We start from the raw sequence: 24,589 nt of genomic DNA on the forward strand, positions 1-24,589 counted from the left end.
ATCGACGGCAGTGGTTTGGAGAGCAGCAGTTATAGCATCGCAATCGCGATCATAAAATGCAGCGCGCACATCGACCGTGAGTTTGTGGGCGTGTTCGCAGGGCGAGCCATGCAGTGCGTACCTCTGCCCTCAGGGTGCGGAACCCTGAGTCTCACGCCCTGCGGGCAGAGTCGAAGGCCGATGGGTGTCGGTCATAAAGTTTGCATCAGGCCTGCGATCTGTTCGCTACAATGCCGCCCCTTGCGCAGGAGTCTTCATGTCTAACTTCTTCACAGACTGGCGCCAGCGCGTCGCTCATCGACAGGTGTGGGCGCTGGCCGCGCCGATGATTCTGTCGAATATTTCCGTACCCCTGGTTTCACTGGTCGACAGTTCGGTCATAGGCCATCTGCCCCATGCCCATCAGCTTGGAGCGGTCGCAGTCGGCGGCACGCTGTACAGCTTTCTGGCCTGGGCGATGAGTTTTCTACGCATGGGCACCACCGGTTTCGCGGCTCAGGCGGCGGGGCGCCAGGACGGAACGGCGCTGCGACAAGTGCTCTTGCAGGGGCTGTTACTGGCGCTGGGTTTCGCGCTGTTGCTAGGTCTGATCGGCCTGCCCTTCCAGCATCTGGCGCTGCAAATGATGCAGCCTTCGCCCGACCTCACCGACCTGACCCGCGACTTCTTCCACACGCGCCTGCTCGGCCTGCCTGCGGCCCTGGCCAGCTATGCGCTGGTGGGCTGGTTTCTGGGGCTGCAAAACGCGCGGGCACCTCTGGCGATTCTGCTGACCACCAACCTGGTCAACATCGCGCTCAACCTGTGGTTTGTGCTCGGGCTGGACTGGGGTGTGGTGGGCAGCGCCCGGGCTTCGGTCGTCGCAGAATGGATCGGCGCCTTGCTGGGCCTGGCACTGACCCGCAAAGGCCTGCGCGATTACCCCGGCCACCTGATGCTGGTCGCGCTTAAACGCTGGCACAACTGGCGGCCGTTGTTGGCGGTCAACCGCGATATCTTCATTCGCAGTCTGTTGCTGCAGTCGGTGTTCTTTCTGATCACGGTGCAAGGTGCCCGACTGGGCGATGCCACCGTGGCCGCCAACGCACTGCTGCTCAACGGGCTGCTGCTGACCGCCAACGCGCTCGATGGCCTGGCGCATGCGGTGGAGGCGCTCTGCGGTCATGCCATCGGGGCGCGGGATCGTGAGGCATTGCGTCGCTCGCTGAACGTCGCTACCGGCTGGTCACTGATCTGCAGCGTGGCATTTGCGGGGTTCTTTCTGCTTGCCGGGCATGTGTTCATCAACATGCAGACCAACATCGCCGAGGTACGTGAAATAGCCTTTGTTTATTTGCCCTATCTGGCGGTTCTGCCGTTGGTGGCGGTCTGGAGCTATCTGCTCGATGGCCTGTTCATCGGCGCCACCCGCGCCCGGGAAATGCGCAATGCCATGGTGCTGACTGCGCTCGTCACTGCGCCATTTGCCTGGTTGGCCAGCGGGCTGGGCAATCACGGGTTGTGGGTGGTGTTTCTGCTGTTTATGGCGCTACGGGCGTTGACCCTGGGGGTTATCGCCAGACGCCTGAATCGCAGTGGTGGGTGGTTCGTTTAGCCGATTGCGAACGCCCTCACAGGTTTTTCCATGTGTCATCGAACGAGCACCTGATCCTGCGCATGGATAAAATTCACCACCTCATCCAGCACCGGCGCCAACCCGCGCATCGGGCGGGAGAATGCGGCGACCAGCGTTGCATGCCCGGGCCTCGGGAAGTACAGCTCACGTACGGACACCCCTTGCTCGCGCAGGCGTCTGGCCATGCCGCCGGTATTACGCGCAGGGTTTACCACGGTGTCATCTCGGGCCGCCATCAACAACGCCGGTGGCGATTCGGCGCTGACATGGTTGATGGGCTGGGAGTCGGGAGGCGAATTCGGAAAGAAAAACACCGGCTTCACTTCTGGATTCTCAACCGGCAGGAAATCATAAGGCCCGGCCAGACCGATCCAGCCACTGATCATCGACGGTTTCATGTTCACTGCCGCCAGCCATTTCGGGTCCAGCGCGATCATTGCCGCGTTATAACCACCGGCACTGTGCCCCATCACATACAGTCGGGCCGGATCACCGCCGTATTGGTGAATGTGTTCGCGAGTCCAGCCCACCGCTCGCGCGCTGTCGTCGAGGAAACCCTGGTAATGCACCTGTGGATAAAGCCGATAGTCGGCCAGCACGGCGACGACCCCGCGCGATGCCAGCGCCTCGCCAACAAAGCTGTAGTCGCTGCGCGAACCGGTGTTCCAGCTGCCTCCATAAAAGAACACCACCACCGGTGCGTTGGCTGGCTCGCCAGTGGGGGTGTAGACATCAAGCCGGTTACGCGGGTCGTTGCCGTAGCTCAAATCCGCAGTCTTGCTGAACGTACCGCCCGGCGTTAAGGCATTGAGTACCTTCAAGGGTGAGCAGCCTATCAACAGGCCCAGCAGGCCGCCTGCAACAAGTATTCGAAAGGCAGTTCTGATCATGGTCGCTCGCTAGGGGCCGTGGCAGTCAGCTAGCCGCACTGGGAAATGGCCGTCTGGCATTACGACTGCGACCCGTCATTCGAATTCAAGGTATTTCTCTCAGCGTCGCCACTTTCCGCCTCGGCAATGGAAGAAAGCATGATCCTCAAGCCGCTGAGTGAAATGCTTTTCGAATCGATCGTCACCAGACTGGCCCCGACCCGGAAATGCATTTCATCATGCCCGGCCATGCGCACGATCATTTGATCGTCGACCGTGAATTGCTGCGAATCGTCCAGAAACAGCTCCCTGTCGATCCGAGTGGTCAGCACGCGACGAGAGAGGGCAGCAGGATCAGGCTGTGCGCGGGGGTTAACATCCGGGTCCCATAGCCGGTCGCTGATGTAGGGCGAGTCGGGATTACCGTGACGAAAACTCACCACGACCTCCATCCCGCCCCACCAGCCCTGCTCCTGCTGCTTCAATGCCGGATCGATGGGAATCCAGCAGTCGTTGAAACGCGCACCATCACCCTGATTGCTCCATTCGAAGCGCACCTTGAGCCGGCCCCTGTTGTCCACTCTGGCGGGCTCGAACAAGCCACCCACGACGCAGGCCCGCTGCATGCACATTCTTGGCGCGAGCGCAGGCGTCAAAGTTTTAAGTCTGGACACAGGCCCGGGCGCTGTCTCTTCGGCCTGCTCAACCAGCACATCATCTGGCAGGATGTCGGTGAATACCACCACATGTCGGGTCCGCGTGTGCAGGAAGTAATAGTGCATGCCCTCCTCCTCGCACAAACGCTGCACCAGTTGCAGGTCGCTTTCGCAATACTGGGCGCAGTAGTCGCGCTCCACGCAGGACTGCTTGCGGTGCCAGAAGAAGGCACCCTCGTCGATGCCGTGTTCGCTCAGGACCTGAGTGATGATCCGTTCGGCATTCATGCCCTGAAAGATGCGTTGGTTGTGCCGGTACGCCATCAGGCCGAGGCGCGGCCCCAGCGTGATCAGATAACGCATCGGCGTGTGCTGCGACAGGTCGCTCGTGGCAACCTCGGTGGTGCTGCGCACGATGCTCTGGATATGGCCGTGGATGCCGGAGGTCGATCCCATCACGTACAGAAAACCGGCGCTGAACAACAGTTCGTGAGCATCCAGAATCCCGGTCGGGCTGAGAATCTCGAGTTCAAAGGTGTACGGGCGATCAGCCGCCTCGCTGCCCTCGCAGGTCAACACCTCGAATGAGCGTTTGGGGCGATGGGTGTCAAGACGCAGGTGCAGGGCGTTATCGAAGGGATGCATGGCGCGGTGAGTCCTCGGCGAGCAGTTTCAGGCGGCCGGGATTCTGTAACAGAAGATGCACGAAGTAGAGGGGGTAAATGCAGATCAGGAAATGACCTACAGGCATGGATAGCATGCCTGCCGGGAATCTGTAGGAGAGCGCTGGATCTGTCAGAAATTCGAATGGTGTAAGCACCTGCGGGAGCGGGCTTGCTCGCGAAGACTCGGGAACATCCAATGCTTATGTATTGGTCGTGCCTTAGCTTCGCGAGCAAGCTCGCTCCCACAGGTCTTGCATTACTTCCGACAGACCTGCTGCCTCACGACGACAGGTAGGAAGACCGCGTCAGGCCCAAGCGCAATGCATCCAGGTACTGGGTGCGTTCACGCGGGCTGATGCTGGCGCTGGCGACCTTGTCGCGGTAATGGGTCATCAGTTCCTCAGGCGACAGGTGCACGTAGCGCAACATGTCTTCGATGGTGTCGTGGGTTTCGATGCCCGCCGAGTACGCGCTGCCATCCTGATTCTGGTAAATGTTCACCGAGTCGGTATCACCGAACAAGTTGTGCATGTCCCCCAGAATCTCCTGATACGCACCAACCAGGAACACGCCCAGCAGATAATCCTCACCTTCGTTGAGCGCGTGAACCGGCAAGCTGGTTTCGATGCTCTGCTCGTCGACGTACTGGTTGATCTTGCCGTCGGAGTCGCAGGTCAGGTCTTGCAGCACGGCACGACGCATCGGCTCTTCGTCCAGACGATGCAGCGGGATGATCGGCAGCACCTGATCGATCGCCCAGGTGTCCGGCAGGCTCTGGAACACCGAGAAGTTGCAGATGTACTTGTCGGCCAGCTTGTCGTTGAGCTCGTCCAGCACCTGACGGTGGGAACGCTGACGCGCCTTGAGCGAGTTGTGCAGGCGACGGCAGACCGCAAAGTAGCACTGCTCACCCAGGGCCTTTTGCGCGAGGGTGATTTTGCCATCCGAATACTGAGTGGCGATGTCACTCATGTAGTGGGTCGCACGCCAGTAGGTCTCTGTGACCATCTCGATATCGGTCGGCCCAAGCAGGTCAATCAGCCATTGCAGGGTTTCCGGCAGACCTTCCTTGTCTTCGATGACCGGCACTTCATCGTTGTGACGCTCGACGTCGGTGACCTGAATCACCAGCATTGCGTGGTGCGCAGTCAGCGAACGGCCGCTTTCCGAGAAGATGTGCGGATGCGGCAGACCTTGCGCGTCGCAGAACTCCTTGAGCATGCCGACCACGACACCGGCGTAATCGTCCATGTCGTAGTTGATGGAACTGGCATTGCGTGAATGGGTGCCGTCGTAGTCAACGCCCAGACCGCCACCGACGTCGATGTGATCCACCGGCAGGCCAAGATTGCGCAACTCACCGTAATAGCGGATCGCTTCCTTGAAGCCGTGCTGATAGTCGGCCAGGTTGGCGATTTGCGAGCCCATGTGGAAGTGCAGCAGGCGGATGCCCTGATCCAGACCGGCTTTGGTGAAGCGCTCGACCACCGAGAGCAACTGCGCGGCAGACAGACCGAATTTGGACTTCTCACCCCCGGTGTCGGCCCACTTGCTCGACGCCAGCGACGACAGGCGCACGCGCAGGCCCACTTGCGGAGCCACCTTGAGTTCGGCGGCCTCTTCGATCACCAGTTCGACTTCGGACTCTTTTTCGATGACGATGAAGACGTTGTGGCCCAGTTTCTGCCCCATCAGCGCCAGACGAATGAATTCGCGGTCCTTGTAACCGTTGCAGACGATGGTGCCGCCTTTCGGGGCCAGTGCCAGCACGGCCATAAGCTCGGGCTTGGAGCCAGCTTCCAGACCGATGGACACGTTCTGTGTAGCGATGATGTTTTCCACCACCGCTTCCTGCTGATTGACCTTGATCGGGTACAGGGCTGTGTATTTGCTCTGGTATTCCAGACGCGCGATGTTCTCGTCGAACGCACCTGTCAGCTGACGCACGCGGTTCTGCAGGATATCGGGGAAGCGCACCAGCAACGGCAGCGACAGGCCACTCTTGCGCAGCTCATCTACTTGCTCGTACAGGTCGATGGGCGAGCTGCCAGGCCCATTGGGGCGAACTTCAACGCGGCCGGCTTCATTGATTGCGAAATAACCGGCCCCCCAATGGCGAATTCCATAGACACTGCGGCTGTCTGCCACGGTCCATTGGCTGCCATCGTCTTTGCGTGTGCGTCGTACGGACATTGAAGTCCCCTATATAGAAGTCATAAAGCCCCGGTCTGACCGACCGGGTGCAGTGTATAGAGTGGAAATGACGGTTTGGCGCCAACCCGCATGGGCAGTAGACCCATGAGACGGAGCAGAGTTTGCTTGAGTAAGCAGGCGCCTGACCGACAGAGAAACCAACGCTGATTTGAAGAACGGTTCAACCGCCGGACTTTTTCGCTTTGAAACCCTGTTTGACCAGTTCCGCCAGCAGCGTCTGTACATGATCGCCCTGAATCTCGATCACGCCATCCTTGAGCGCCCCCCCGGTTCCGCAACGTCGCTTGAGCGTAGTCGCCAGGTCCTTGAGTGCCTCCTCAGGCAGAGGCACGCCGCTGATGGTCGTCACTGTCTTGCCGCCGCGGCCTTTGCTTTCGCGACGCACACGGGCAATGCCATCGCCTTCGGGGATAACGGTTTGCTTGCAGGTACAGGCATCGACGGGCTGACGGCAGTCGGGACAATGCCGGCCAGCGTCGGTCGAAAACACCAGGCCCCCAAGGGCGGCGAAGGATGCGGCTTTTTTGGCCACAGGGAATCCTCTTTTTGAGGACCAAAGTCTGGTCGACGAATACCGACCGCGAAGCCCCACTCAGGCAGGGGCAGCGCAACCGGACCGTAAAGACGGTCCGGCTTTGAAAAGCCGCGCAGTGTAACGGCAAAAAGAGCGGATGCTAAGTGCAAATACGCGCCAATTTACGGAACATTTGCGACGCTATTCAAATAGCGCTTCAAGGCCGCCAGGGAGTCCGGGCAGTAAGGCTTCTCGGCGGCATCAAGCAGGACCTTTTCGATGCTCAGGAAATGCGCCTCCAGCACTTCTTCAGGCTGCAGTTTCAACAGCCCGTCCCAGACCGCGGAAAATACCGCGCACCACAACCGGTTACCTGGCTGATCGAAGAAAAATCGTTCATGGGCCGTGAGTTCGACATCCGCCACGCCCAGTTCCTCTGCAAGCTCGCGTGCGGCAGATTCGCTATAGCTCTCGTCGGCCTGGACCATACCGCCCGCAGCGACATCCCAGAAACCGGGGTAGATCGCCTTGCTCAGCGTACGGCGGTGCACGCAAAGCTCACCTGAGGTGTTGAACAGCAAAATATAAGTGCCGCGCCCGATCAGCCCACGCTCGTGCAGTTCGGCCCTGGGCAGAGCGCCAAGCGGTTGATCCTGGCGGTCGACCCAAGCGATGAGTTCGGCGTCGGAAGCGGCGCGGTGCGCGGCTTCCTGTTCGGACACAGACACCGGTCAGCCCTGAGACAGCAACTGACGCAGATCGATAACCGCTGCGTTGGCGCGTGACAGGTAGTTGGCCATGACCAGCGAATGGTTGGCGAATATCCCGAACGGACTGCCATTGAGAATCACCGGGCTCCACATCGGCTCTTGCGACGCCTCAAGCTCGCGGATGATCTGGCGCACGCTCACCGTGGCGTTCTTCTTGGCCAGCACATCGGCGAAGTCAACTTCGATGGCGCGCAGCAGATGGGACAGCGCCCAAGCCTGACCGCGTGCCTCGTAGAACACGTTGTCGACCTGCATCCAAGGGGTTTCGACGATCTCTTCATCGACCTGTGGCACTTCGCCCGGTTTGACCGTGACGGTCGACTGCGCCTCGGTTTTCAGCGTGCTGTTGAGTTTGACTCGACCCACGCTCGCCGACAGGCGCTGGGACAGCGAACCCAGGCGAGTGCCTACGTCACCGAGCCAGTTGTTCAGGTTGTCTGCGCGGGTGTAGAACAGCGCGCCTTTCTGGTTCGGATCGGACAGACGAGCCTGATAGCGACTCAGCGCGGCGATTCCGTCGCGGTACTGCGACTCGCTGGACGGCAGAACCCAGCTCTTGTTGTCGAAGTTAAACAATGGCTCTGCACGGGCCAGATCGCCATCTTCAGCCGACTGGGATTGCGAACGGGCGAAATCCTTGCGCAGTGCACGGCTCAGATCACGCACCTGAACCAACACGCCGTATTCCCAGCTCGGCATGTTGTCCAGCCAAATACCCGGCGGCAAGCGGTCGTTGGAAATATAGCCGCCGGGCTTATCGAGCAGCGTCGAGGCGACGGTCTTGAGGGTTTCGACGGTGGTGTAGCCGATCACCATCTGCTTACCTTCACGCTCGGCCGCAGCCTGAGCCTGCTGCTGGACCGCAAACAACGGCGGCTCGCTGCTCCACCAGATGCCGAGCACCACGGTGACTACCAGATAGACGCCGACGACCGCGCCCAACGCGCGACTGAACAGCAGCCCACGCCAGGAGCCACGTGGTGCCTTGCCAACGGGCCTGTCCTCAACACGCTCCCCGCCCGCAGTGCCCGAGCGCTTTTTCCAATCCAGCATGGCCTTGTCCTTTTCAATCACGGAATTCAGTGCTTCTGACCGCAACCTTACAGCAAGGTGCGTTTGGCAGGAATGTGAAGGATGACCCGTTTGCGTAATCCACAATTCCATACGCGTCATGGAGCGCGCGTGCCTGCAGAGCATCATCCGGTTACAACAAATGCGCGAATCCCCTACATCTGTCGGATTGTGCCGCAGAACCGACGCCCGGATAATCCGCCCCGAGCCTAAGAACTCGAACAAGCGTCACCCGCCACGATAGAAATACAGCGGTACTTTTGCGCCTGCGACAAACGTCAGTTTTTCGCAGGCGCGATACACTTCTGCACGTCTGTCATGTCGGGAGTCGGCTAATACAAGACCCTTCGGGGGAATATGTCGGCACTTCTTGTTGGTGTTCTTAGCTCCCGACGCCCACCCCTTGACGCTCAAGGACAGACGCTACATGGAAGAGCATTACGAACCCCTCGTTTTCACCCGCCAAAAACTCACCCTTCACGCCCTGATCCTTGAACGCCAGGCCTGGTTTTGCGTGCGTGACCTTGGTCGTTTTCTCGGCATGTTCTTTGAGAACCGCATCACGCAGAAGCTCGCCCCAGACCAGCGCCGGCATGTTCGGTTGCGGTACTACGGTGAAATCGAGAACGTGCTGATGGTCAGCGAATCGGCCGCCTACGCCCTGCTTGTCTACCACGGGAACGCCACCCACGACCCGATCCGCAAATGGTTGACCTATCAGGTGTTGCCCGTTCTGCGCGACCGCCACGTTCCTGCCTTTAATAACGCGCCCGTTCCTGCGCTGCTGCAATCGAAGCACAGCACCCTAAGCGTGATGCGCTGGCAGAACGAGCTGTGGATACGTTTCAAAGACATGCCCTGCCTGGTTCATACACGTAAGCAGGAAGCTGGCTGGTGGGGGAAAATCAGACGCGGGTTGCCAGGGCGTTAGGTCTGCTTGCGGCAACACAGCGCAGGAGCCGTTGGGTGAATCTGATGGCGTCGACGTTCATCCCGTTGAGAGATTCGTCACAGGGTGCTGGCATGGGGCACGTCGACCTTCGGCGCGCCCTTCGCGTTACCAGATACGGTGCAGTTTGCAGTGCTCAATCAGGGGCGAGAGCCGATGACGCGCAAGTTCAGCGTCCGACAGGTACTGAGCGCCTGCAATCCGCCCGCAGCAGTTGTCCTGGCCGCAAGCGCATTGAAAGGCTTCAGCCATCGACCACTCGGTACTGGGGTAGAAAAAGCTCAAGGGCTCGTCTGGCTCGATAGCGCGCAGTGCACGCAGCACGTTGTGCTCAATGTCGAAAAAGACATTTGGGTTGCAGGAATGGTTGATGTAGCGCAGCTCCAGCGGATGCGGCTCGCCATGTAAACCCTGCGCGAAGTGAATGGTCCAGCGCGTGGCGTGCGAGCCTTGTTTCGCCCAGCCGACCTTGCACAGAGTATCGCCCTCTCTCCAGGCCCTACCGCTGGCCACGCCCAGGCCATAGGGGGTTTCCATCAGTTTATAAGGCAGTTGCGCGCCCTTGAGTTCGTGTTTAAGGAAAGCGGAAAAATGCTCCCCGTAGCGCGCTTGCAGTTCCGGCAATAAATAATCGTTTCCCGATACCACGCCCCTGCAGGCCGGGGCGTCGCAATGGCAATCGAAGGCGGCCATGGCTGAGCCGTAATAAGTCGCATAATCAAGCGTCAATTGCTCGCCCGGATTGATGTCACGACGGGCCATCACATTCAACCCGTCCAGCCATGCCGTAGGTTCACAGGAATGGTTGATCGGGCACCACTCTTGCGGATTGCTGCTCCAGATGGCGTAAACCTCCTCGTTTAGCGGCCAGGCATACTGATCGAACCAACGCCGCGCTAAAGACGGCCAATGCTGATGTACGTAATCTTGAGAGACTATCGCCTGATTACATTGCTCATGCCGCTTGATCAGACTCCCCGCCCCGATGGGCGCCACGGCAAACATTCCAAATCCATTCTCACGATCAAAGCGCGTCACCCAGCAACGTCGGCCAGCCTCGCGTCGCATTTGCGCGAGCGCAATCAGGTGCTCAACAAACCGGATGTGCCCATCCGGCGTCATCGCCAGAATTTCATCCGCACAGCCATAGGCCCCTTCGGGATAGAACACATCGCAGTTAGGGTTGATCTCCAGTAGAAAAATTTCTCCACTGGCCGACATACGGAAATCGCAGCGCGCGTAGCCTGTTCCATTCAATGCAAAAAACGTTCGCGACGCGGCATCCTGCAATTGAAGATCAAGTGCGCAGTCGTGCACGGCGCTGTGTCCGAGTGACCGGTAGTCTTTCCACTTGAGATCGAAATGCTTGAACGTCTCGCCTGTGGGAAACAGCACTTCCAAGGATGGCAGCGCCCAGGCAAGCTCCTGAGCATTGCGCCGCTCTGCGATCAATACCGTGAACTCACGACCCTCGATGAATTCTTCGATGAGCGCGCCGCCATACGCTTGAATCATTTTCAGCGCTTGGCGTTGCAATGCCTCAGCAGTGACGACTCTGGAGTCGGGCGTCAGACCAATACTGTTGTAACTGTTGGGGTGTTTGACGATAAGCGGGAATGAAAGAGAAGCAGCCGCCTGTGAAACATCCGCCAGGCATTTTGCATCCATATAGCCAGGAACACTGACGCCTGCCGACGAAGCAGCCATTTTCATGGCCACTCGGCCGGGGTCATAAAAGGCGCTGGAGGCGCCGGTAAATGCAGTGTTAAAACGCTCCAGGGTTTGCACCACCTCAACACCTGCGGTGTCACCATCGAAGCTGCCATCACATAGATTGATTATCAGATCGAATCCGCTGCCCGCGATCCTTGTCACCTGTTGAATCGCAGTCGCCTTATGAATGTCGTGATAGCTGACTTCGGCCTGGGTAAAGAAGCGTGCGACATTTGCCGCTGGATCCCACTCTTTTGTTGGCAAACTTGAATGTTCATAAGAACTCGTTAGCACCGCAATCTTTTTGATCGTCATCAGCCAACCCTCCCTGGGTCGTTGCAGATTCACGGATCCATGTAGCATTACTGCTCAGATATGCGACGATTAAACTTATCTCAATCCAAAGCGTAGTTAAGTCTGGCCCTGATTCAAGAAGGAGTGGGCAAGATAATCAATGACCTCCAAAGCGCGCCAAAAACAGCACAGCTTTGCCACAAACTGCACGCCCTGATCCTCGAACGCCAGGCATCTTTATGTGTTGGTGACCGTGGTCGTTGCCTGACATCGACAGCCACCACGTTCTTCCTCGAACGAGTAAGGGGCGATGGCCGATCCAGGCGTGGAACCGATCAGGCAGCCCTACCACTCAGCTCCATGCATTTATTGGAGTTGCCACGTTATGACCCCCATCAGGCCAGGTACGAGCCCCTTTATTCCTCCGCAGGCCAATGAGCCCATTCATGCTGCGCTAGCTAGCCACGATAGCGAGCGCGTGCTGCAAGCGCGCAAAGAAGGCCAGCGCGCGAATGCATTGGACCACTCGCGTCGCTCACCCATGGACGTGCTCGATACCATGCGCGGTATCGACGAGCGCACACGCTCGGGCTTGCGCTCGGCGTTGCTGCAATCGCTCAATCCCACCGCCCCGGCGGGCTACATGAAGCCCGAAGCCTTGCATGGTTCCCCGTGGGGCCTGGAAATACTCACCACGGGTGCGTTGAAGGGGGGCGTCAACGATGCCAAGGGGGGCGCGCAATCGTTGAATGGCCGGGTGTTCTTCTCAGACCGAACACCTGAGAGCGCCAGCGATACAACGACCCGGGAAAACCTGCGTACAAAAGCGCGAAGCTACTCGCGCGGCGCGAGCTCTTTCTCCTCCAGTGCGAACTCACGGGCCCAACAGCATCGCCTGACACAGATCATAGAGTCCTCATTGGACAAAGGCCTGGCGCTTTCACTGTCATTCAGGCCCGTGACACTGGGCATTAAAAACCCGGCCGAGATCCAGAGCGAAGGGGCGACCTGGCTGCAAGCCTTCCTTCACCACTCCATCATTGTTAAGGGGGGTGCCCGACCGCTGCTGAACAAGCCGTTCGAAGAAAGCGTCAAGGCGCTGAAACTGCCAGAAACAATGACGCTGACCTTCGAAGGCAGCCCCGACCGTACGCTGCGCGGCAAAGAGCTGGAAAGTTTTTACAAGCAGTCGGCCAGCGAGCTGCGCAACTCGCTGGAGAATGGCAAAGCACCGTATTTAAGCCTGCTCAATCAGGGGACGGTGGTGCCCATGGTCTTGGGCTTCGAGAAAGTCAGAAATCTTTCGTCTCATTCGGTTAGCGCCCCTATGGGCAACGCTTCCAAACAGTACTCCTACCAGGATAACGACCATCCACTGTCCGGCAGTGCCGAGGGGGGCAGACTCAAAGAGCTGGAAGTGCGCAGTCTGGCAGACCTTGCCACCTTGTTTCTGGGGTGTGAAGTCAAGGGCACCTCACTTGCGGATGACCTGCTGGTGCGGGTGAAAGAGGCAGGAACCAAGGCTGATTACCTGCCCCCCGCTCAGCGTAACCAGTTTCGCGAAAAAATCCTGGCTCAGGCCTCGCGCCTGTTGCCAGAAGACGCACATACAGCGCTGGCAAACCAGCCCTTGAGTACGCTGCAGCAAATCAATGCAAAACTGCGCAGCGAAGATTTGCGCGCCTATCTGGCGTAATAAAGACCGGAATTGAACACCAGACAGGTCGGACACGTTTCGGTACGACGCAGCGGCCAGAGGATGTGACTGAGGAGCAATGTGTTGCAGTGTTTGGTTACATTAATTGTGCAAACCCCCTACATCTGTCGGATTGTGCCGCAGAACCGACGCCCGGATAATCCGCCCCGAGCCTAAGAACTCAGTAAACCGTTACCCGCCACGATAGAAATACAGCGGTACTTTTGCGCCTGCGATAAACGTTAGTTTTTCGCAGGCGCGATACACTTCTGCACGTCTGTCATGTCGGGAGTCGGCTAATACAAGACCCTCCGGGGAAATATGCCGGCACTTGTTTACGGTGTTCTTAGCTCCCGACGCCCACCCCTTGGCCCTCAAGGACAGACGCTACATGGAAGAGCATTACGAACCCCTCGTTTTCACCCGCCACAACCTCAAACTGCATGCCCTCGTCCTCGAACGCCAGGCCTGGTTCTGCGCCCGTGACCTGGGCCGTTTTCTGGGCATGTTCTTCGAAGAGCGCATCACCAAAAAGCTCGGCGCCGATCAGCGTCGTCACATTCCGCTGCGTTACTACGGCGAAATCGAGACCACGTTGATGGTCAGCGAATCGGCGGTCTATGCCCTGCTCGTCTACCACGGCAACGCTACTCACCACCCTACCCGCAAGTGGCTGACCTATCAGGTGTTGCCTATGCTGCACGACCAACGCGTTCCAGCCCTGAACAATGCACCTGCACCGAACCTGCTGAAATGGGGCTCGGCTAGCTTGAGTGTCATGCACTGGCAGGATGAAGCGTGGATTCGTTTGCGAGACATGCCCCACCTGCTGCAAACGCGCTCCGGTGAGGGATGGTGGGAGAAGGTAAAGCGCGGGTGGTCTGGACGCTGAATACTCGGGTTCACCCTGATGGCTTTCAAAATACTCATCCATTCCCCTAGTATCAGCCCCCGGCATCTGTCGACTAAAGCGTGCAACAAGCGGGATAAGGCAGAAACTTGGCGCAAACATTCACGAAAAAATGCCAACAAAATGACTTGCGACTCACTTGCGCGGCGGAAGAGGTGGTAGCATAGCGCCATCATTTTTATCAGGGTTTTCCCGATAAGTAGCCAGGACATGACTGAAGCACAAGATCCGAGCCGAGACCGTCTCAAACACCATTTCGCCCAACGCGTCATCCACCAGGCCCGCCAGATCCTGGAGGTCTGGCAGCGCCTGCACCAAAGCGAATGGTCGGCTGCGGACCTGGAAGAACTCAGTGAGTCCAATCAGCGCCTGCTGCGTTTTGCCGAACGCTTCGAACAGCCCGAACACGCGCAGCTGGCTCGCGGCATCAGTCAATCGTTGCAGGAAGTGGAATCCAACCGTGGTCGCCTGAGCAGTTCGCTGATCACCGACCTGAATCGTCTGATGCAACGCTTGTCGCGCACCGGTCTGCGGCAAAGCGATCGGCTGGAGCAGACTTCCCTGCCGCCCCTGCGTAAACCCATTTACGTGATGCTGCAGGATCACGAACGGGGCGAGCGACTGGCCAAGCAGCTGGAGTTCTTTGGCCTGAGCGCGCAGTCGCTGGCTAATCCCAAGGATTTTCACGCCACACTGGCCGAGCGCCTTCCGGCAGCGGTGGTCATGGACGTGGATTTTGGCGGCCCCGGCGAAGGCTTGAAGCTCGCCGCCAAGATGCAGGAGGGTCTTGAGCAGAAACTGCCGCTGCTTTTCTTCAGCCATCAGGAAACCGATACGCCGACACGGCTGGCGGCAGTACGTGCCGGGGGTGAAGAGTTTCTAACCGGCACGCTGGAAGCGTCGAGCTTGCTTGAGAAGATCGAAATCCTGACCCGGGTCGCTCAGTACGAGCCTTATAAAGTGCTGATCATTGACGACTCGCGCGCCCAGGCCACGCACACCGAGCGGCTGCTCAATAACGCAGGGATCGTGACGCGCACCCTGTTCGACCCGATCAAGACCATGTCCGAGCTGGCTGAATTTCAACCGGATCTGATCATCCTCGACATGTACATGCCCGGCTGCACCGGGACTGAGCTGGCCAAGGTGATTCGGCACAATGACCGTTACGTCAGCGTGCCGATCATTTATCTGTCAGCCGAAGACGATCTGGATAAACAGCTCGATGCGATGAGCGAGGGCGGCGACGACTTCCTCACCAAACCGATCAAGCCACGGCACCTGATCACCACGGTACGCAACCGCGCCGCTCGCGCGCGCAGTCTCAAGGCGCGGATGGTGCGCGACAGCCTGACAGGCCTGTACAACCACACGCATATCCTGCAGCTGCTGGAAGATTGCAGCTTCCGCGCACGCCGGGAAAACAAGCCGTTGAGTTTCGTGATGCTGGACATCGATCACTTCAAGAAGGTCAACGATGGTCACGGTCATCCCATGGGCGACCGCGTGATCAAGAGTCTGGCGCTGTTCCTCAAGCAGCGTCTGCGCAAGACCGACTACATCGGTCGCTACGGGGGCGAGGAGTTCGCGGTGGTCATGCCCGACACCGATCTGAAATCAGCCTACAGCGTGCTCGACGAAATCCGCCGTCGTTTCGCCGAAATCCACTACCCAGCGCAGCCTGTGGACCTGTTCTGCACTTTCAGCGCCGGCGTGGTTGAACTGGGCGCGGGGGACGACGCCCTGATGATGGCCTCCCAGGCCGACGACGCGCTGTACCGCGCAAAAAAGGCCGGGCGCAATCAGGTGCAGACGCTGCATGACGACTTGATGCTGGCCATCAGGCAGGTGCCGGTGGATGTCGATTAGTCCACGTGGGACCTCATGCCACGTTTTAAGCCCCCAACATCCAGTGACCTGTGGGCGCGAGCGTGCTGGCGAAGATTGACGGCGGTTCTCAAGCACCGCTGAAAATCGACTGCCGCCTGCGCGAGCAATCGTGCGCCCACAGGCCATTCTGTGTCCGCGAGATTCGGTCCGCCTGCATCCCCGCAAACCCTGCGCTATCATGCGCGCACTTTTGTGATGCGAGACCGCCATGCGCCGCCTGCTTTGTCTGATATTGCTGACCCTTGCCCTGCCCGCATTCAGCGCAAGTCTGTTGGACAGTCGGCCAGGCCCCTTTCCAGGCAGCTCGACACTGGGCAACTCGGCCAGCGACAACAGCAAGGACTTCCTGCCGGTACGCCAGGCGTTTCAGCTGAACCTGATCGACGCCTCTGCCGAATCGATCAAGCTGCAGTTCATCGCTACCGAAGGCTATTACCTGTATCGCCATCGCTTTCAGTTTCGCACCGAACCCGCCGACATCGGCCTGGGCGCGGCGCAGTTGCCCGATGGCGAGAAAAAGCATGACGAGTATTTTGGCGATGTCGAGGTGTACCACGGCATTCTCGACGTTAGCCTGCCGCGAAAAGCCACCGACAACCGCCCCTTCACGTTGCTGGTGACCTATCAGGGCTGCGCCGATAAGGGCCTGTGTTACCCGCCGGAAACCGAACGCCTGAACATCGACGGCACAGGCCAGCCAGCAGCAAGTGTGGCCCCCGAAACAACAGCGAACAAAGCGCCGTTCAGCTGGAAACAATTGGCGCTGTTTTTTCTCGCAGGCGTCGGTCTGACCTTCACCCCGTGTGTACTGCCAATGCTGCCGATCCTGTCCGGTGTCGTCTTGCGCGGCCAGATTGGTGGGCTGCGTGGCTTCTCGCTTTCTCTGGCTTACGTGCTGCCGATGGCGGTCTGCTTTGCGTCACTGGGCGCACTGATGGGCCTGTTCGGCGCCAGCCTGAACCTGCAAGCGCGACTGCAATCTGCGTGGGTGCTGGTGCCGTTTTCGCTGTTCTTCGTGGTGTTCGCCATTGCCATGTTCGGCGCCTTCGAACTACGCCTGCCGCGCGCACTCAACGAGCGTCTGGACCGTATCGCTGGCAATACCCAGGGCGGATCCTTGTGGGGCGCTGCGGTATTGGGCGTGGTGTCGAGCCTGCTGGTTTCTCCTTGCGTATCCGCCCCATTGGCGGGCGCTCTGCTTTATATAAGCGCCAGCGGCGATGCGCTGGGCGGCGCGCTGAAGCTGTTCGCCCTCGGGCTGGGCATGGGCGCGCCTTTGGTGCTGGTCGCAACGGGCGGCGCGGCCTGGCTGCCGAAAAGCGGCGCCTGGCTGGTCACCGTGAAGAACGCCATCGGCGTGTTGCTGCTGGCGCTGGCGATTGGGCTGCTCAGCCGAGTGATTCCGGGCCCGATCACCTTGCTGTTGATCGGACTGCTGTGGGCGGGTGTCGCGCTGTTCCTTGGCGCACTGGAATTCACTGTGAAAACCACCCGCGGGCGGCTCGCACAACTGCTGGGCCTGTTTTTACTGGTCTACGCGCTGTCCTGCTGGTACGGCGCATTCACTGGCCAGACCGACCCGCTGCGACCGCTGGGGCGGACACCGGGCACGCAAGCTGTCAGTCCATCCGGCAACGCCTCATCGCAGCAGTGGCAGACGGTGACCCGGGTTGCGCAACTGAACCAGATCCTCGCCGACGCGAAAAACAGCGGAAAACCGGTGCTGGTGGACTGGTATGCGGACTGGTGCATCAGCTGCAAGGTGATCGAACATGAGGTGCTGCCCGATCCCAAAATTGTCAGTCAACTCGGCGGCTTTCGTCTGATCCGTTTCGACATGACCGAAAGTGATGGCGAACAACGCGCGCTGCTGGACAAGTACAAACTCTTCGGGCCGCCCGCCTTGCTTTTTTTCGGAAAAGACGGGAATGAGCTGACAACTGCGCGCGTCGTCGGCGAAATCGACGTCGAGGCCTTCGCAGAGCGTCTTTCTAGAGCAAATGACCAAATTTGATCGGTTAGTCACAAACTTTTCGCGAACATCGGTCATCGTGCCGAGTATTGTCGGTAACTGGACAGTCCAATGTGGTTTCCGGCATAGTCGCTGCGCATTACCGGCTCGCACCCGTTTGCGAGCGTCGAAAAGGCACACAACAAGGAACGCACAATGGCGACTTTTCTGGTTCTCCACGGACCTAACCTGAACCTGCTGGGCACCCGTGAACCGGGGATCTATGGCTCGATCACGTTGGCCGATATCAACCAGGATCTGGAAGCGCGTGCGCGCGAAGCCGGTCACCATCTGATGTATCTGCAGAGCAATGCCGAGTATGAATTGATCGACCGCATCCATGCTGCTCGCGATGAGGGCGTGGACTTCATCCTGATCAATCCGGCTGCTTTTACTCACACAAGTGTCGCAATACGTGACGCGTTGCTGGGAGTGAGCATCCCATTCATCGAAGTGCATCTGTCAAACGTGCACAAGCGCGAACCTTTCCGCCATCACTCCTACTTTTCAGATGTCGCTGTAGGCGTGATCTGCGGCCTTGGCGCCAGCGGTTACCGACTGGCCCTGGAGGCTGCCCTGGAACAACTGGCCACTCGTTCGAAGGCGTGAACGGCACAGTCTCGCACTGAGCCACGCGGCCTGAACGGCTACCCGAATACCCCTGACCGTCCCTTGGGAGTTGATGATTAATGGATATCCGTAAAGTCAAGAAACTGATCGAATTGCTGGAAGAGTCCGGCATCGATGAACTGGAAATCCGTGAAGGCGAAGAGTCCGTACGGATCAGCCGTCACAGCAAGACTCCAGCACAGCAGTACTACGCGCCGGCTCCGGTTGCCGCGCCTGCCGCCGCCCCTGCACCGGCCGCCGCTGGCGCAGAAGCGCCTGCCGCACCGAAACTGAACGGCACAATCGCGCGTTCGCCAATGGTCGGCACTTTCTATCGCAAGGCTTCGCCCACTTCGCCAGCGTTTGCTGAAGTTGGCCAGACCGTGAAGAAAGGCGACACCCTGTGCATCGTCGAAGCGATGAAAATGATGAACCACATCGAAGCCGAAACCAGCGGCGTGATCGAGTCCATCCTCGTCGAAGACGGCCAGCCGGTTGAGTATGACCAGCCGCTGTTCACCATCGTTTGAACTGCGGAGAGCCACGATGTTGAAACCTGCGAAGTTGGAAAAAGTTCTGATCGCCAACCGCGGTGAAATCGCCCTGCGGATCCTGCGGGCCTGCAAAGAGCAAGGCATCAAGACCGTCGCCGTGTATTCCACGGCCGACACCGAGCTGATGCACGTGAAACTGGCGGACGAGAGCATCTGCATTGGCCCGCCACTGGCCACAAGCTCGTACCTGAAAGTCTCCAATATCATCGCTGCAGCTGAAGTGACCGGCGCCGACGCTATTCACCCCGGCTACGGTTTCCTCGCGGAAAACGCCGACTTCGCCGAGCAGGTCGAGAAATCCGGTTTTGCCTTCATCGGCCCGGACGCTGAAACCATTCGCCTGATGGGTGACAAGGTTTCGGCCAAGGACGCGATGATCAAGGCGGGCGTTCCGACCGTTCCGGGTTCCGCAGGCCCGCTGCCTGAAGACGAAGTCCAAGCGCTGCGTATCGGCCGCGAGGTTGGTTATCCGGTGATCATCAAGGCCGCTGGCGGCGGCGGTGGTCGTGGCATGCGTGTCGTGCACAAGGAAGAAGACCTGATCTCTTCGGCCAAGCTGACTCGCAGCGAAGCGGGTGCAGCGTTCGGCAACCCGATGGTCTATCTGGAGAAGTTCCTGACCAACCCACGTCACGTGGAAGTTCAGGTGCTGTCCGACGGCCAGGGCAACGCGATTCACCTGGGCGATCGTGACTGCTCGCTGCAACGCCGCCACCAGAAGGTGCTTGAAGAAGCGCCGGCTCCCGGCATTGACGAAAAGGCCCGTGCTGAAGTGCTGGCCCGTTGCGTCAAGGCGTGCGTCGACATAGGTTATCGCGGTGCCGGTACGTTCGAGTTCCTGTACGAGAACGGCGCGTTCTATTTCATCGAAATGAACACCCGCGTTCAGGTCGAGCATCCGGTTTCCGAGATGGTCACCGGGATCGACATCGTCAAAGAGATGCTGAGCATCGCCGCTGGCAACAAGCTGTCGTACACCCAGGATGACGTGCAGATCCACGGCCATGCGCTGGAATGCCGGATCAACGCCGAAGACCCGCGCACCTTCATGCCGAGCCCTGGCACGGTCAAGCATTTCCACGCTCCGGGCGGCAACGGCGTTCGCGTCGACTCGCACCTGTACAGTGGCTATGCGGTTCCTCCGAACTACGACTCGCTGATCGGCAAGCTGATCACTTGGGGCAAGGATCGCGACGAAGCCATGGCTCGCATGCGCAATGCCCTGGACGAAATCGTGGTGGACGGAATCAAGACCAACATCGCCCTGCACCGCGATCTGACCCGTGATGAAGGCTTCTGCAAAGGCGGCGTCAACATCCACTACCTGGAACACAAACTGGCCGCTGAGAAACACTGATCAGCCCAGAAGTGAGACAGACCCGCAAAGCCGCTTTCGAGCGGCTTTGTTGTTTCTGGATACCCAGTACAGGCCTGCCCGGCCCCCAAAGCCGGAGTATCTGCGGCTTGTCCAGATGGGTGCATGCGCGATCCACTGGGGAGCTGGCTTGCGGGCGAAGGCGGAGTATCAGACGATTTTTGCGCAGCTGAACTATCGCACTCGCTGCCGTCGTAATCTCGGCGCCTCCAACGGGTGGGCATCCTGCTTCAGGAGCGCGGCAATCAATCACACCCTCTTTGTTGTTTCCCGGGAACGCCGTAAACTTGCCGGTCTTTCGCGGCGTTGTGCCGCTTGTCATTTTCAATTCGAAGGTAATCCGCCATGCCTTGGCTGCAAGTCCGTCTCGCCATCAGCCCAGAACAAGCCGAAACCTACGAAGACGCGTTTCTTGAAGTCGGCGCCGTGTCCGTGACCTTCATGGACGCTGAAGACCAACCCATCTTCGAGCCTGAACTGAACACCACACCGCTGTGGTCGCACACGCATTTGCTGGCCCTGTTCGAGGCTGACACCCATGCTGATCAGGTACTGGCTCACCTCACGCTGCTGACCGGCGCGGAACTGCCTGAGCACACCCACGAAGTCATCGAAGATCAGGACTGGGAACGCAGCTGGATGGACAATTTCCAGCCGATGCGTTTCGGTCAGCGCCTGTGGATCGTGCCGAGCTGGCACGCTGCGCCCGAGCCCGCCGCTGTCAATCTGCTGCTCGATCCGGGACTGGCCTTCGGAACCGGCACTCACCCGACCACCGCCCTGTGCCTGGAATGGCTGGACGGCCAGGATCTGCGCGATTGCGACGTGCTGGACTTCGGCTGCGGCTCGGGCATTCTCGCAATCGCCGCCCTGCTGCTGGGCGCCAGGCATGCGGTCGGCACCGACATCGACGTGCAGGCGCTGGAAGCCTCCCGCGACAACGCAGGTCGCAACAATGTCCCGGCCGAGAAATTCCCGCTGTACCTGCCCGAAGACCTGCCCAAAGAACCCGCCGACGTATTGGTGGCTAATATTCTGGCCGGACCGCTGGTTTCACTGGCCCCTCACCTGGCAACCCTGGTCAAGCCTGGCGGACGCCTGGCGCTGTCCGGCATTCTTGCCGAGCAGGGCGAAGAAGTGGCGGCAGCCTACGCCGAGACCTTCGAACTGGACCCCATCGCCAACCGTGACGGCTGGGTACGGATCACAGGCCGCCGTCGTTAACCAGGCGTTGATCACACATTCTTTAGGCGCTCGCTCACCCCGGATACCCGCATGACCGACAGCTTCGTCACTCAGTGCCCTCACTGCCAGACCAGTTTCCGCGTCAGCCACGCTCAACTGAGCGTCGCCCGAGGCATGGTTCGCTGCGGCTCCTGCCTGCAAGTGTTCAATGCCGCAAAACAACTGTTGGAACAAAGCGCCGCAGCCAAGGGCGCCGAGCCGATCACCACGCCAGCACCGGCACCCGCTGCGCCAGCCGTCGAGGTGATCGCACCGCAATCGGTCGTGGTCGCGCAACCGGCCCCATTACCGGTCAAACGTGAAGATCCGGCAGTCGACCTGGACAGCCTCGACCTTGACGACCTCGATGTCGAACTCGCACGGCTCGAACAGCGGGAAATCCAGCGGCCGGAATCCTTTGGCCGCGCCAGCCAGACGCCTGAGCACGATGAGGTCGAATCTTTCAGCGCTCGCCGAGACGAACCGCAGGTCGCCCCAGAGAACTGGGAACACGGCCTGAGCCACGACGACGTCAGCCAACTGCCGGAATTGCACGCCGAGGTCTTCGAAGAGCATCACGAGCACCCTGAACCCGACTTGCTGATCGAGCCTTTGACCCTTGATGAAATCGAGCCTGACCGCCATCGTACCGAGCCATCGTTTTCCATGGCGCCGAGGGATCTGGACGATGAACCACACGCCAGGGAACGCATGCACGCCAATGGCGCACCCGATGAGCAAGGCGAGCCACTCAGGCCAGGCAACAGGCGAGGCCGCAGCGAACCTGCCCTGCGCGACTCGGCATTGCTGGACCTGACAGACGATCCGCTGCAACTGGCCTGGCAGAAACCCAAACCGCGCTGGGGCCGTCGCGCACTCTGGGCAGTATTGGCGCTCTTGGCTCTGGCGGGCCTCGGGGGGCAGTACATCGCGTATCACTTCGATGAACTGGCGCGCCAGGACCAATACCGCTCTTGGTTTCAGGACATCTGCCCACACGTCGGCTGCAAAGTGCCATCGAAGGTCGACATCAAGCTGCTCAGGAGCAGCAACCTTGTGGTGCGCAGCCATCCCGACTTTCAGGGTGCACTGGTGGTGGATGCGATCATCTACAACCGCGCTTCGTTTTCCCAACCATTCCCGCTTCTGGAGCTGCGTTTTGCCGACACCACCGGTCAGCTGATTGCCAGTCGACGCTTCAAACCTGGCGAGTATCTGAGCGGAGAACTGGCCGGCAAGGATGAAATGCCGCCGCAGACGCCGATTCACATCGCCCTGGACATTCTGGACCCCGGCCCGAAGGCGGTGAATTACAGCCTGAATTTCCGCTCACCCGAGTAGCACGGTCGCGTCCCAGAGCGATCAATGCGCGCCCTTGCGACCTATGGGCGCACTGAAATACAGCAACCAGCCAGCAGAAAGCTGACGACAGTTTCATGACGATGCAGGTAGGTGGCTAACTGTTTGCGATAAGAAAGCAACTGTTCAGATTTTATCCAATTCAGCCTTTATCCAGTCATCGAGAGCGGGTATCATGCCCACCCTTTTTCATACTCTGGGTCTCGTCTGAATTGCTGCCCAAGCACATTTCGGACCAGGCTTCGTGATACGGCCCCACAACAGGTCACCCTATGTCGGCGGTACGCATCGGCCCCTATACATTGCAGAACGGCTTGATCCTCGCCCCCATGGCGGGCGTCACCGACCAGCCCTTCCGCCAGCTCTGTCGTCAACTCGGCGCAGGCCTTGTGGTGTCGGAAATGGTCACCAGTGACATGAGCCTGTGGAACAGCCGCAAATCGCGGCTTCGCATGATTCATGAAGGCGATCCCGAGCCACGCTCGGTACAGATCGCCGGTGGGGACCCGCAGATGCTTGCGGACGCGGCACGTGCCAATGTCGAACTTGGCGCGCAGATCATCGATATCAACATGGGCTGTCCGGCAAAGAAGGTCTGCAACAAGGCCGCTGGTTCTGCACTGTTGAAAGATGAGCAGTTGGTGAGCGAAATCCTCCACGCCGTGGTGGCGGCAGTGCAGGTGCCGGTCACCCTGAAGATTCGTACCGGCTGGGACCGGGCGAACAAGAACGGCCTGACAGTTGCCAGAATCGCCGAGCAAGCGGGCATTCAGGCATTGGCGGTGCATGGAAGAACCCGCGCGGATCTATACACCGGGGACGCCGAATACGACACGATCGCCGCAATAAAACAGGCGGTGTCGATTCCGGTGTTTGCCAATGGCGACATCGATTCACCGGAAAAAGCCCGGCACGTCCTCGACGCGACCGGTGCCGATGGGCTGTTGATTGGTCGGGCCGCCCAAGGGCGCCCGTGGATTTTTCGCGAGATAGAGCATTACCTGCGCACCGGGGAAAAACTTCCCGCGCTGGCGGTGGGTGAAGTGGAACGCATTCTGCTAGAGCATCTGGCGGCGCTTCACGCGTTCTATGGCGACGTGATGGGCGTGCGGATTGCCCGCAAACACGTTGGCTGGTATCTCGCAACACTGCCGGGCGCCAGGGAATTTCGCGTCCACTTCAATCGTTTGGAAGATACGGAAGCACAGTGCGCCAACGTTCGGGAGTTCTTTGCCGAGCGCGATAAAAGCCCGGACGCAGGGAACGAACAAGAGGTGGCCGCATGACGATGATGACAGAGACTTTAGTGAGTGGAACAACACCCGTGAGCGACAACGTCAATTTGAAACAGCACCTCAACACGCCAAGCGAAGAGGGTCAGACCCTGCGCGGAAGCGTCGAAAAGGCGCTGCACAATTATTTCGCTCACCTGGAGGGTGCCGCCGTCACTGATGTCTACAACCTGGTGCTCTCGGAAGTCGAGGCCCCTTTGCTCGAGTGCGTGATGAACTACGTCAAGGGTAACCAGACCAAGGCCTCCGAGATGCTGGGGCTGAACCGTGGCACGCTGCGCAAGAAACTCAAGCAGTACGATCTGCTGTAACCATCCAAAACAGAAAAGCGACCCATTT

Annotated in this window: 20 protein-coding genes; 13 read left to right on the top strand and 7 right to left on the bottom strand. The window is 59.3% G+C overall.

Annotation, left to right across the window (positions count from 1 at the left end):
• Positions 1–256: 256 nt before the first annotated feature.
• On the top strand, positions 257–1,594 hold the full coding sequence (locus EC915_RS12405) for an MATE family efflux transporter (RefSeq protein WP_133750826.1): 1,338 nt from the start codon (positions 257–259) through the stop codon (positions 1,592–1,594).
• 35 nt (positions 1,595–1,629) lie between these two features.
• Here EC915_RS12405 and EC915_RS12410 read toward each other — a convergent pair whose 3' ends face one another.
• The 6 genes from EC915_RS12410 to EC915_RS12435 form a co-directional block, all read right to left on the bottom strand.
• Positions 1,630–2,505: an alpha/beta hydrolase gene (locus EC915_RS12410; protein ID WP_133750827.1), complete on the bottom strand. Its 876-nt coding sequence runs from the start codon at positions 2,503–2,505 to the stop codon at positions 1,630–1,632.
• 59 nt (positions 2,506–2,564) lie between these two features.
• Entirely contained in the window at positions 2,565–3,785 is a 1,221-nt protein-coding gene (locus EC915_RS12415) for a contractile injection system protein, VgrG/Pvc8 family (RefSeq protein WP_133750828.1), read from the bottom strand.
• Between the two features lie 299 nt (positions 3,786–4,084).
• Positions 4,085–5,998 (bottom strand): arginine decarboxylase, encoded by a 1,914-nt coding sequence (gene speA, locus EC915_RS12420; protein ID WP_133750829.1) that lies wholly within the window; start codon positions 5,996–5,998, stop codon positions 4,085–4,087.
• Positions 5,999–6,179: 181 nt separating this feature from the next.
• Entirely contained in the window at positions 6,180–6,551 is a 372-nt protein-coding gene (locus tag EC915_RS12425) for a translation initiation factor Sui1 (protein ID WP_133750830.1), read from the bottom strand.
• 164 nt (positions 6,552–6,715) lie between these two features.
• Positions 6,716–7,261 (bottom strand): NUDIX hydrolase, encoded by a 546-nt coding sequence (locus tag EC915_RS12430; protein WP_133750831.1) that lies wholly within the window; start codon positions 7,259–7,261, stop codon positions 6,716–6,718.
• Between the two features lie 3 nt (positions 7,262–7,264).
• On the bottom strand, positions 7,265–8,356 hold the full coding sequence (locus EC915_RS12435) for a DUF2333 family protein (RefSeq protein WP_133750832.1): 1,092 nt from the start codon (positions 8,354–8,356) through the stop codon (positions 7,265–7,267).
• A gap of 445 nt (positions 8,357–8,801) precedes the next feature.
• Between EC915_RS12435 and EC915_RS12440 the strand changes: the two genes are divergently transcribed.
• Positions 8,802–9,305: a BRO family protein gene (locus tag EC915_RS12440; protein WP_133750833.1), complete on the top strand. Its 504-nt coding sequence runs from the start codon at positions 8,802–8,804 to the stop codon at positions 9,303–9,305.
• Positions 9,306–9,431: 126 nt separating this feature from the next.
• Here the strand turns inward: EC915_RS12440 and EC915_RS12445 are convergent, their stop codons facing one another.
• Positions 9,432–11,351 (bottom strand): SET domain-containing protein-lysine N-methyltransferase, encoded by a 1,920-nt coding sequence (locus EC915_RS12445; RefSeq protein WP_166650975.1) that lies wholly within the window; start codon positions 11,349–11,351, stop codon positions 9,432–9,434.
• A 364-nt stretch (positions 11,352–11,715) separates the two neighbouring features.
• Between EC915_RS12445 and EC915_RS12450 the strand changes: the two genes are divergently transcribed.
• The 11 genes from EC915_RS12450 to fis all read left to right on the top strand — a co-directional run bounded on the left by EC915_RS12450 (position 11,716) and on the right by fis (position 24,561).
• A complete protein-coding gene (locus EC915_RS12450) occupies positions 11,716–13,026 on the top strand; it encodes an ankyrin repeat domain-containing protein (RefSeq protein ID WP_133750835.1) in 1,311 nt (436 codons plus the stop codon).
• Between the two features lie 391 nt (positions 13,027–13,417).
• Entirely contained in the window at positions 13,418–13,918 is a 501-nt protein-coding gene (locus EC915_RS12455) for a Bro-N domain-containing protein (protein WP_133750836.1), read from the top strand.
• A 228-nt stretch (positions 13,919–14,146) separates the two neighbouring features.
• Positions 14,147–15,805 (top strand): diguanylate cyclase, encoded by a 1,659-nt coding sequence (locus tag EC915_RS12460; protein ID WP_133750837.1) that lies wholly within the window; start codon positions 14,147–14,149, stop codon positions 15,803–15,805.
• A 229-nt stretch (positions 15,806–16,034) separates the two neighbouring features.
• Positions 16,035–17,840: a protein-disulfide reductase DsbD gene (locus EC915_RS12465; RefSeq protein WP_133750838.1), complete on the top strand. Its 1,806-nt coding sequence runs from the start codon at positions 16,035–16,037 to the stop codon at positions 17,838–17,840.
• Positions 17,841–17,993: 153 nt separating this feature from the next.
• Positions 17,994–18,446, top strand: a complete 453-nt coding sequence (gene aroQ, locus EC915_RS12470; protein ID WP_133750839.1) for a type II 3-dehydroquinate dehydratase — start codon at positions 17,994–17,996, stop codon at positions 18,444–18,446.
• A gap of 80 nt (positions 18,447–18,526) precedes the next feature.
• Positions 18,527–18,976: an acetyl-CoA carboxylase biotin carboxyl carrier protein gene (gene accB, locus EC915_RS12475; RefSeq protein ID WP_133750840.1), complete on the top strand. Its 450-nt coding sequence runs from the start codon at positions 18,527–18,529 to the stop codon at positions 18,974–18,976.
• A 16-nt stretch (positions 18,977–18,992) separates the two neighbouring features.
• Positions 18,993–20,357: an acetyl-CoA carboxylase biotin carboxylase subunit gene (accC, locus tag EC915_RS12480; RefSeq protein WP_133750841.1), complete on the top strand. Its 1,365-nt coding sequence runs from the start codon at positions 18,993–18,995 to the stop codon at positions 20,355–20,357.
• 363 nt (positions 20,358–20,720) lie between these two features.
• Positions 20,721–21,599: a 50S ribosomal protein L11 methyltransferase gene (prmA, locus tag EC915_RS12485; RefSeq protein WP_133750842.1), complete on the top strand. Its 879-nt coding sequence runs from the start codon at positions 20,721–20,723 to the stop codon at positions 21,597–21,599.
• Between the two features lie 51 nt (positions 21,600–21,650).
• Positions 21,651–22,940, top strand: a complete 1,290-nt coding sequence (locus tag EC915_RS12490) for a DUF3426 domain-containing protein (RefSeq protein WP_133750843.1) — start codon at positions 21,651–21,653, stop codon at positions 22,938–22,940.
• 290 nt (positions 22,941–23,230) lie between these two features.
• Positions 23,231–24,244: a tRNA dihydrouridine synthase DusB gene (gene dusB / locus EC915_RS12495; RefSeq protein ID WP_133750844.1), complete on the top strand. Its 1,014-nt coding sequence runs from the start codon at positions 23,231–23,233 to the stop codon at positions 24,242–24,244.
• Positions 24,241–24,561, top strand: coding sequence for a DNA-binding transcriptional regulator Fis (fis, locus tag EC915_RS12500; RefSeq protein ID WP_015093301.1), 321 nt, complete (start codon positions 24,241–24,243; stop codon positions 24,559–24,561). Before dusB ends, fis begins: the two co-directional genes overlap by 4 nt.
• Positions 24,562–24,589: the final 28 nt, after the last annotated feature.

Origin of the sequence: Pseudomonas sp. LP_7_YM (assembly GCF_004364435.1) — a bacterium.
Taxonomy (GTDB): Bacteria; Pseudomonadota; Gammaproteobacteria; order Pseudomonadales; family Pseudomonadaceae; genus Aquipseudomonas.

Bases quoted from the DNA above. Each gene is read 5' to 3' on its own strand.
- EC915_RS12445 (WP_166650975.1), bottom strand. From the start codon at position 11,351: ATGACGATCAAAAAGATTGCGGTGCTAACGAGTTCTTATGAACATTCA.
- EC915_RS12440 (WP_133750833.1), top strand. From the start codon at position 8,802: ATGGAAGAGCATTACGAACCCCTCGTTTTCACCCGCCAAAAACTCACC.
- EC915_RS12460 (WP_133750837.1), top strand. From the start codon at position 14,147: ATGACTGAAGCACAAGATCCGAGCCGAGACCGTCTCAAACACCATTTC.
- EC915_RS12415 (WP_133750828.1), bottom strand. From the start codon at position 3,785: ATGCATCCCTTCGATAACGCCCTGCACCTGCGTCTTGACACCCATCGC.
- dusB (WP_133750844.1), top strand. From the start codon at position 23,231: ATGTCGGCGGTACGCATCGGCCCCTATACATTGCAGAACGGCTTGATC.
- EC915_RS12455 (WP_133750836.1), top strand. From the start codon at position 13,418: ATGGAAGAGCATTACGAACCCCTCGTTTTCACCCGCCACAACCTCAAA.
- EC915_RS12490 (WP_133750843.1), top strand. From the start codon at position 21,651: ATGACCGACAGCTTCGTCACTCAGTGCCCTCACTGCCAGACCAGTTTC.
- fis (WP_015093301.1), top strand. From the start codon at position 24,241: ATGACGATGATGACAGAGACTTTAGTGAGTGGAACAACACCCGTGAGC.
- EC915_RS12410 (WP_133750827.1), bottom strand. From the start codon at position 2,505: ATGATCAGAACTGCCTTTCGAATACTTGTTGCAGGCGGCCTGCTGGGC.
- accB (WP_133750840.1), top strand. From the start codon at position 18,527: ATGGATATCCGTAAAGTCAAGAAACTGATCGAATTGCTGGAAGAGTCC.
- prmA (WP_133750842.1), top strand. From the start codon at position 20,721: ATGCCTTGGCTGCAAGTCCGTCTCGCCATCAGCCCAGAACAAGCCGAA.
- EC915_RS12450 (WP_133750835.1), top strand. From the start codon at position 11,716: ATGACCCCCATCAGGCCAGGTACGAGCCCCTTTATTCCTCCGCAGGCC.
- accC (WP_133750841.1), top strand. From the start codon at position 18,993: ATGTTGAAACCTGCGAAGTTGGAAAAAGTTCTGATCGCCAACCGCGGT.
- speA (WP_133750829.1), bottom strand. From the start codon at position 5,998: ATGTCCGTACGACGCACACGCAAAGACGATGGCAGCCAATGGACCGTG.
- aroQ (WP_133750839.1), top strand. From the start codon at position 17,994: ATGGCGACTTTTCTGGTTCTCCACGGACCTAACCTGAACCTGCTGGGC.
- EC915_RS12405 (WP_133750826.1), top strand. From the start codon at position 257: ATGTCTAACTTCTTCACAGACTGGCGCCAGCGCGTCGCTCATCGACAG.
- EC915_RS12465 (WP_133750838.1), top strand. From the start codon at position 16,035: ATGCGCCGCCTGCTTTGTCTGATATTGCTGACCCTTGCCCTGCCCGCA.
- EC915_RS12435 (WP_133750832.1), bottom strand. From the start codon at position 8,356: ATGCTGGATTGGAAAAAGCGCTCGGGCACTGCGGGCGGGGAGCGTGTT.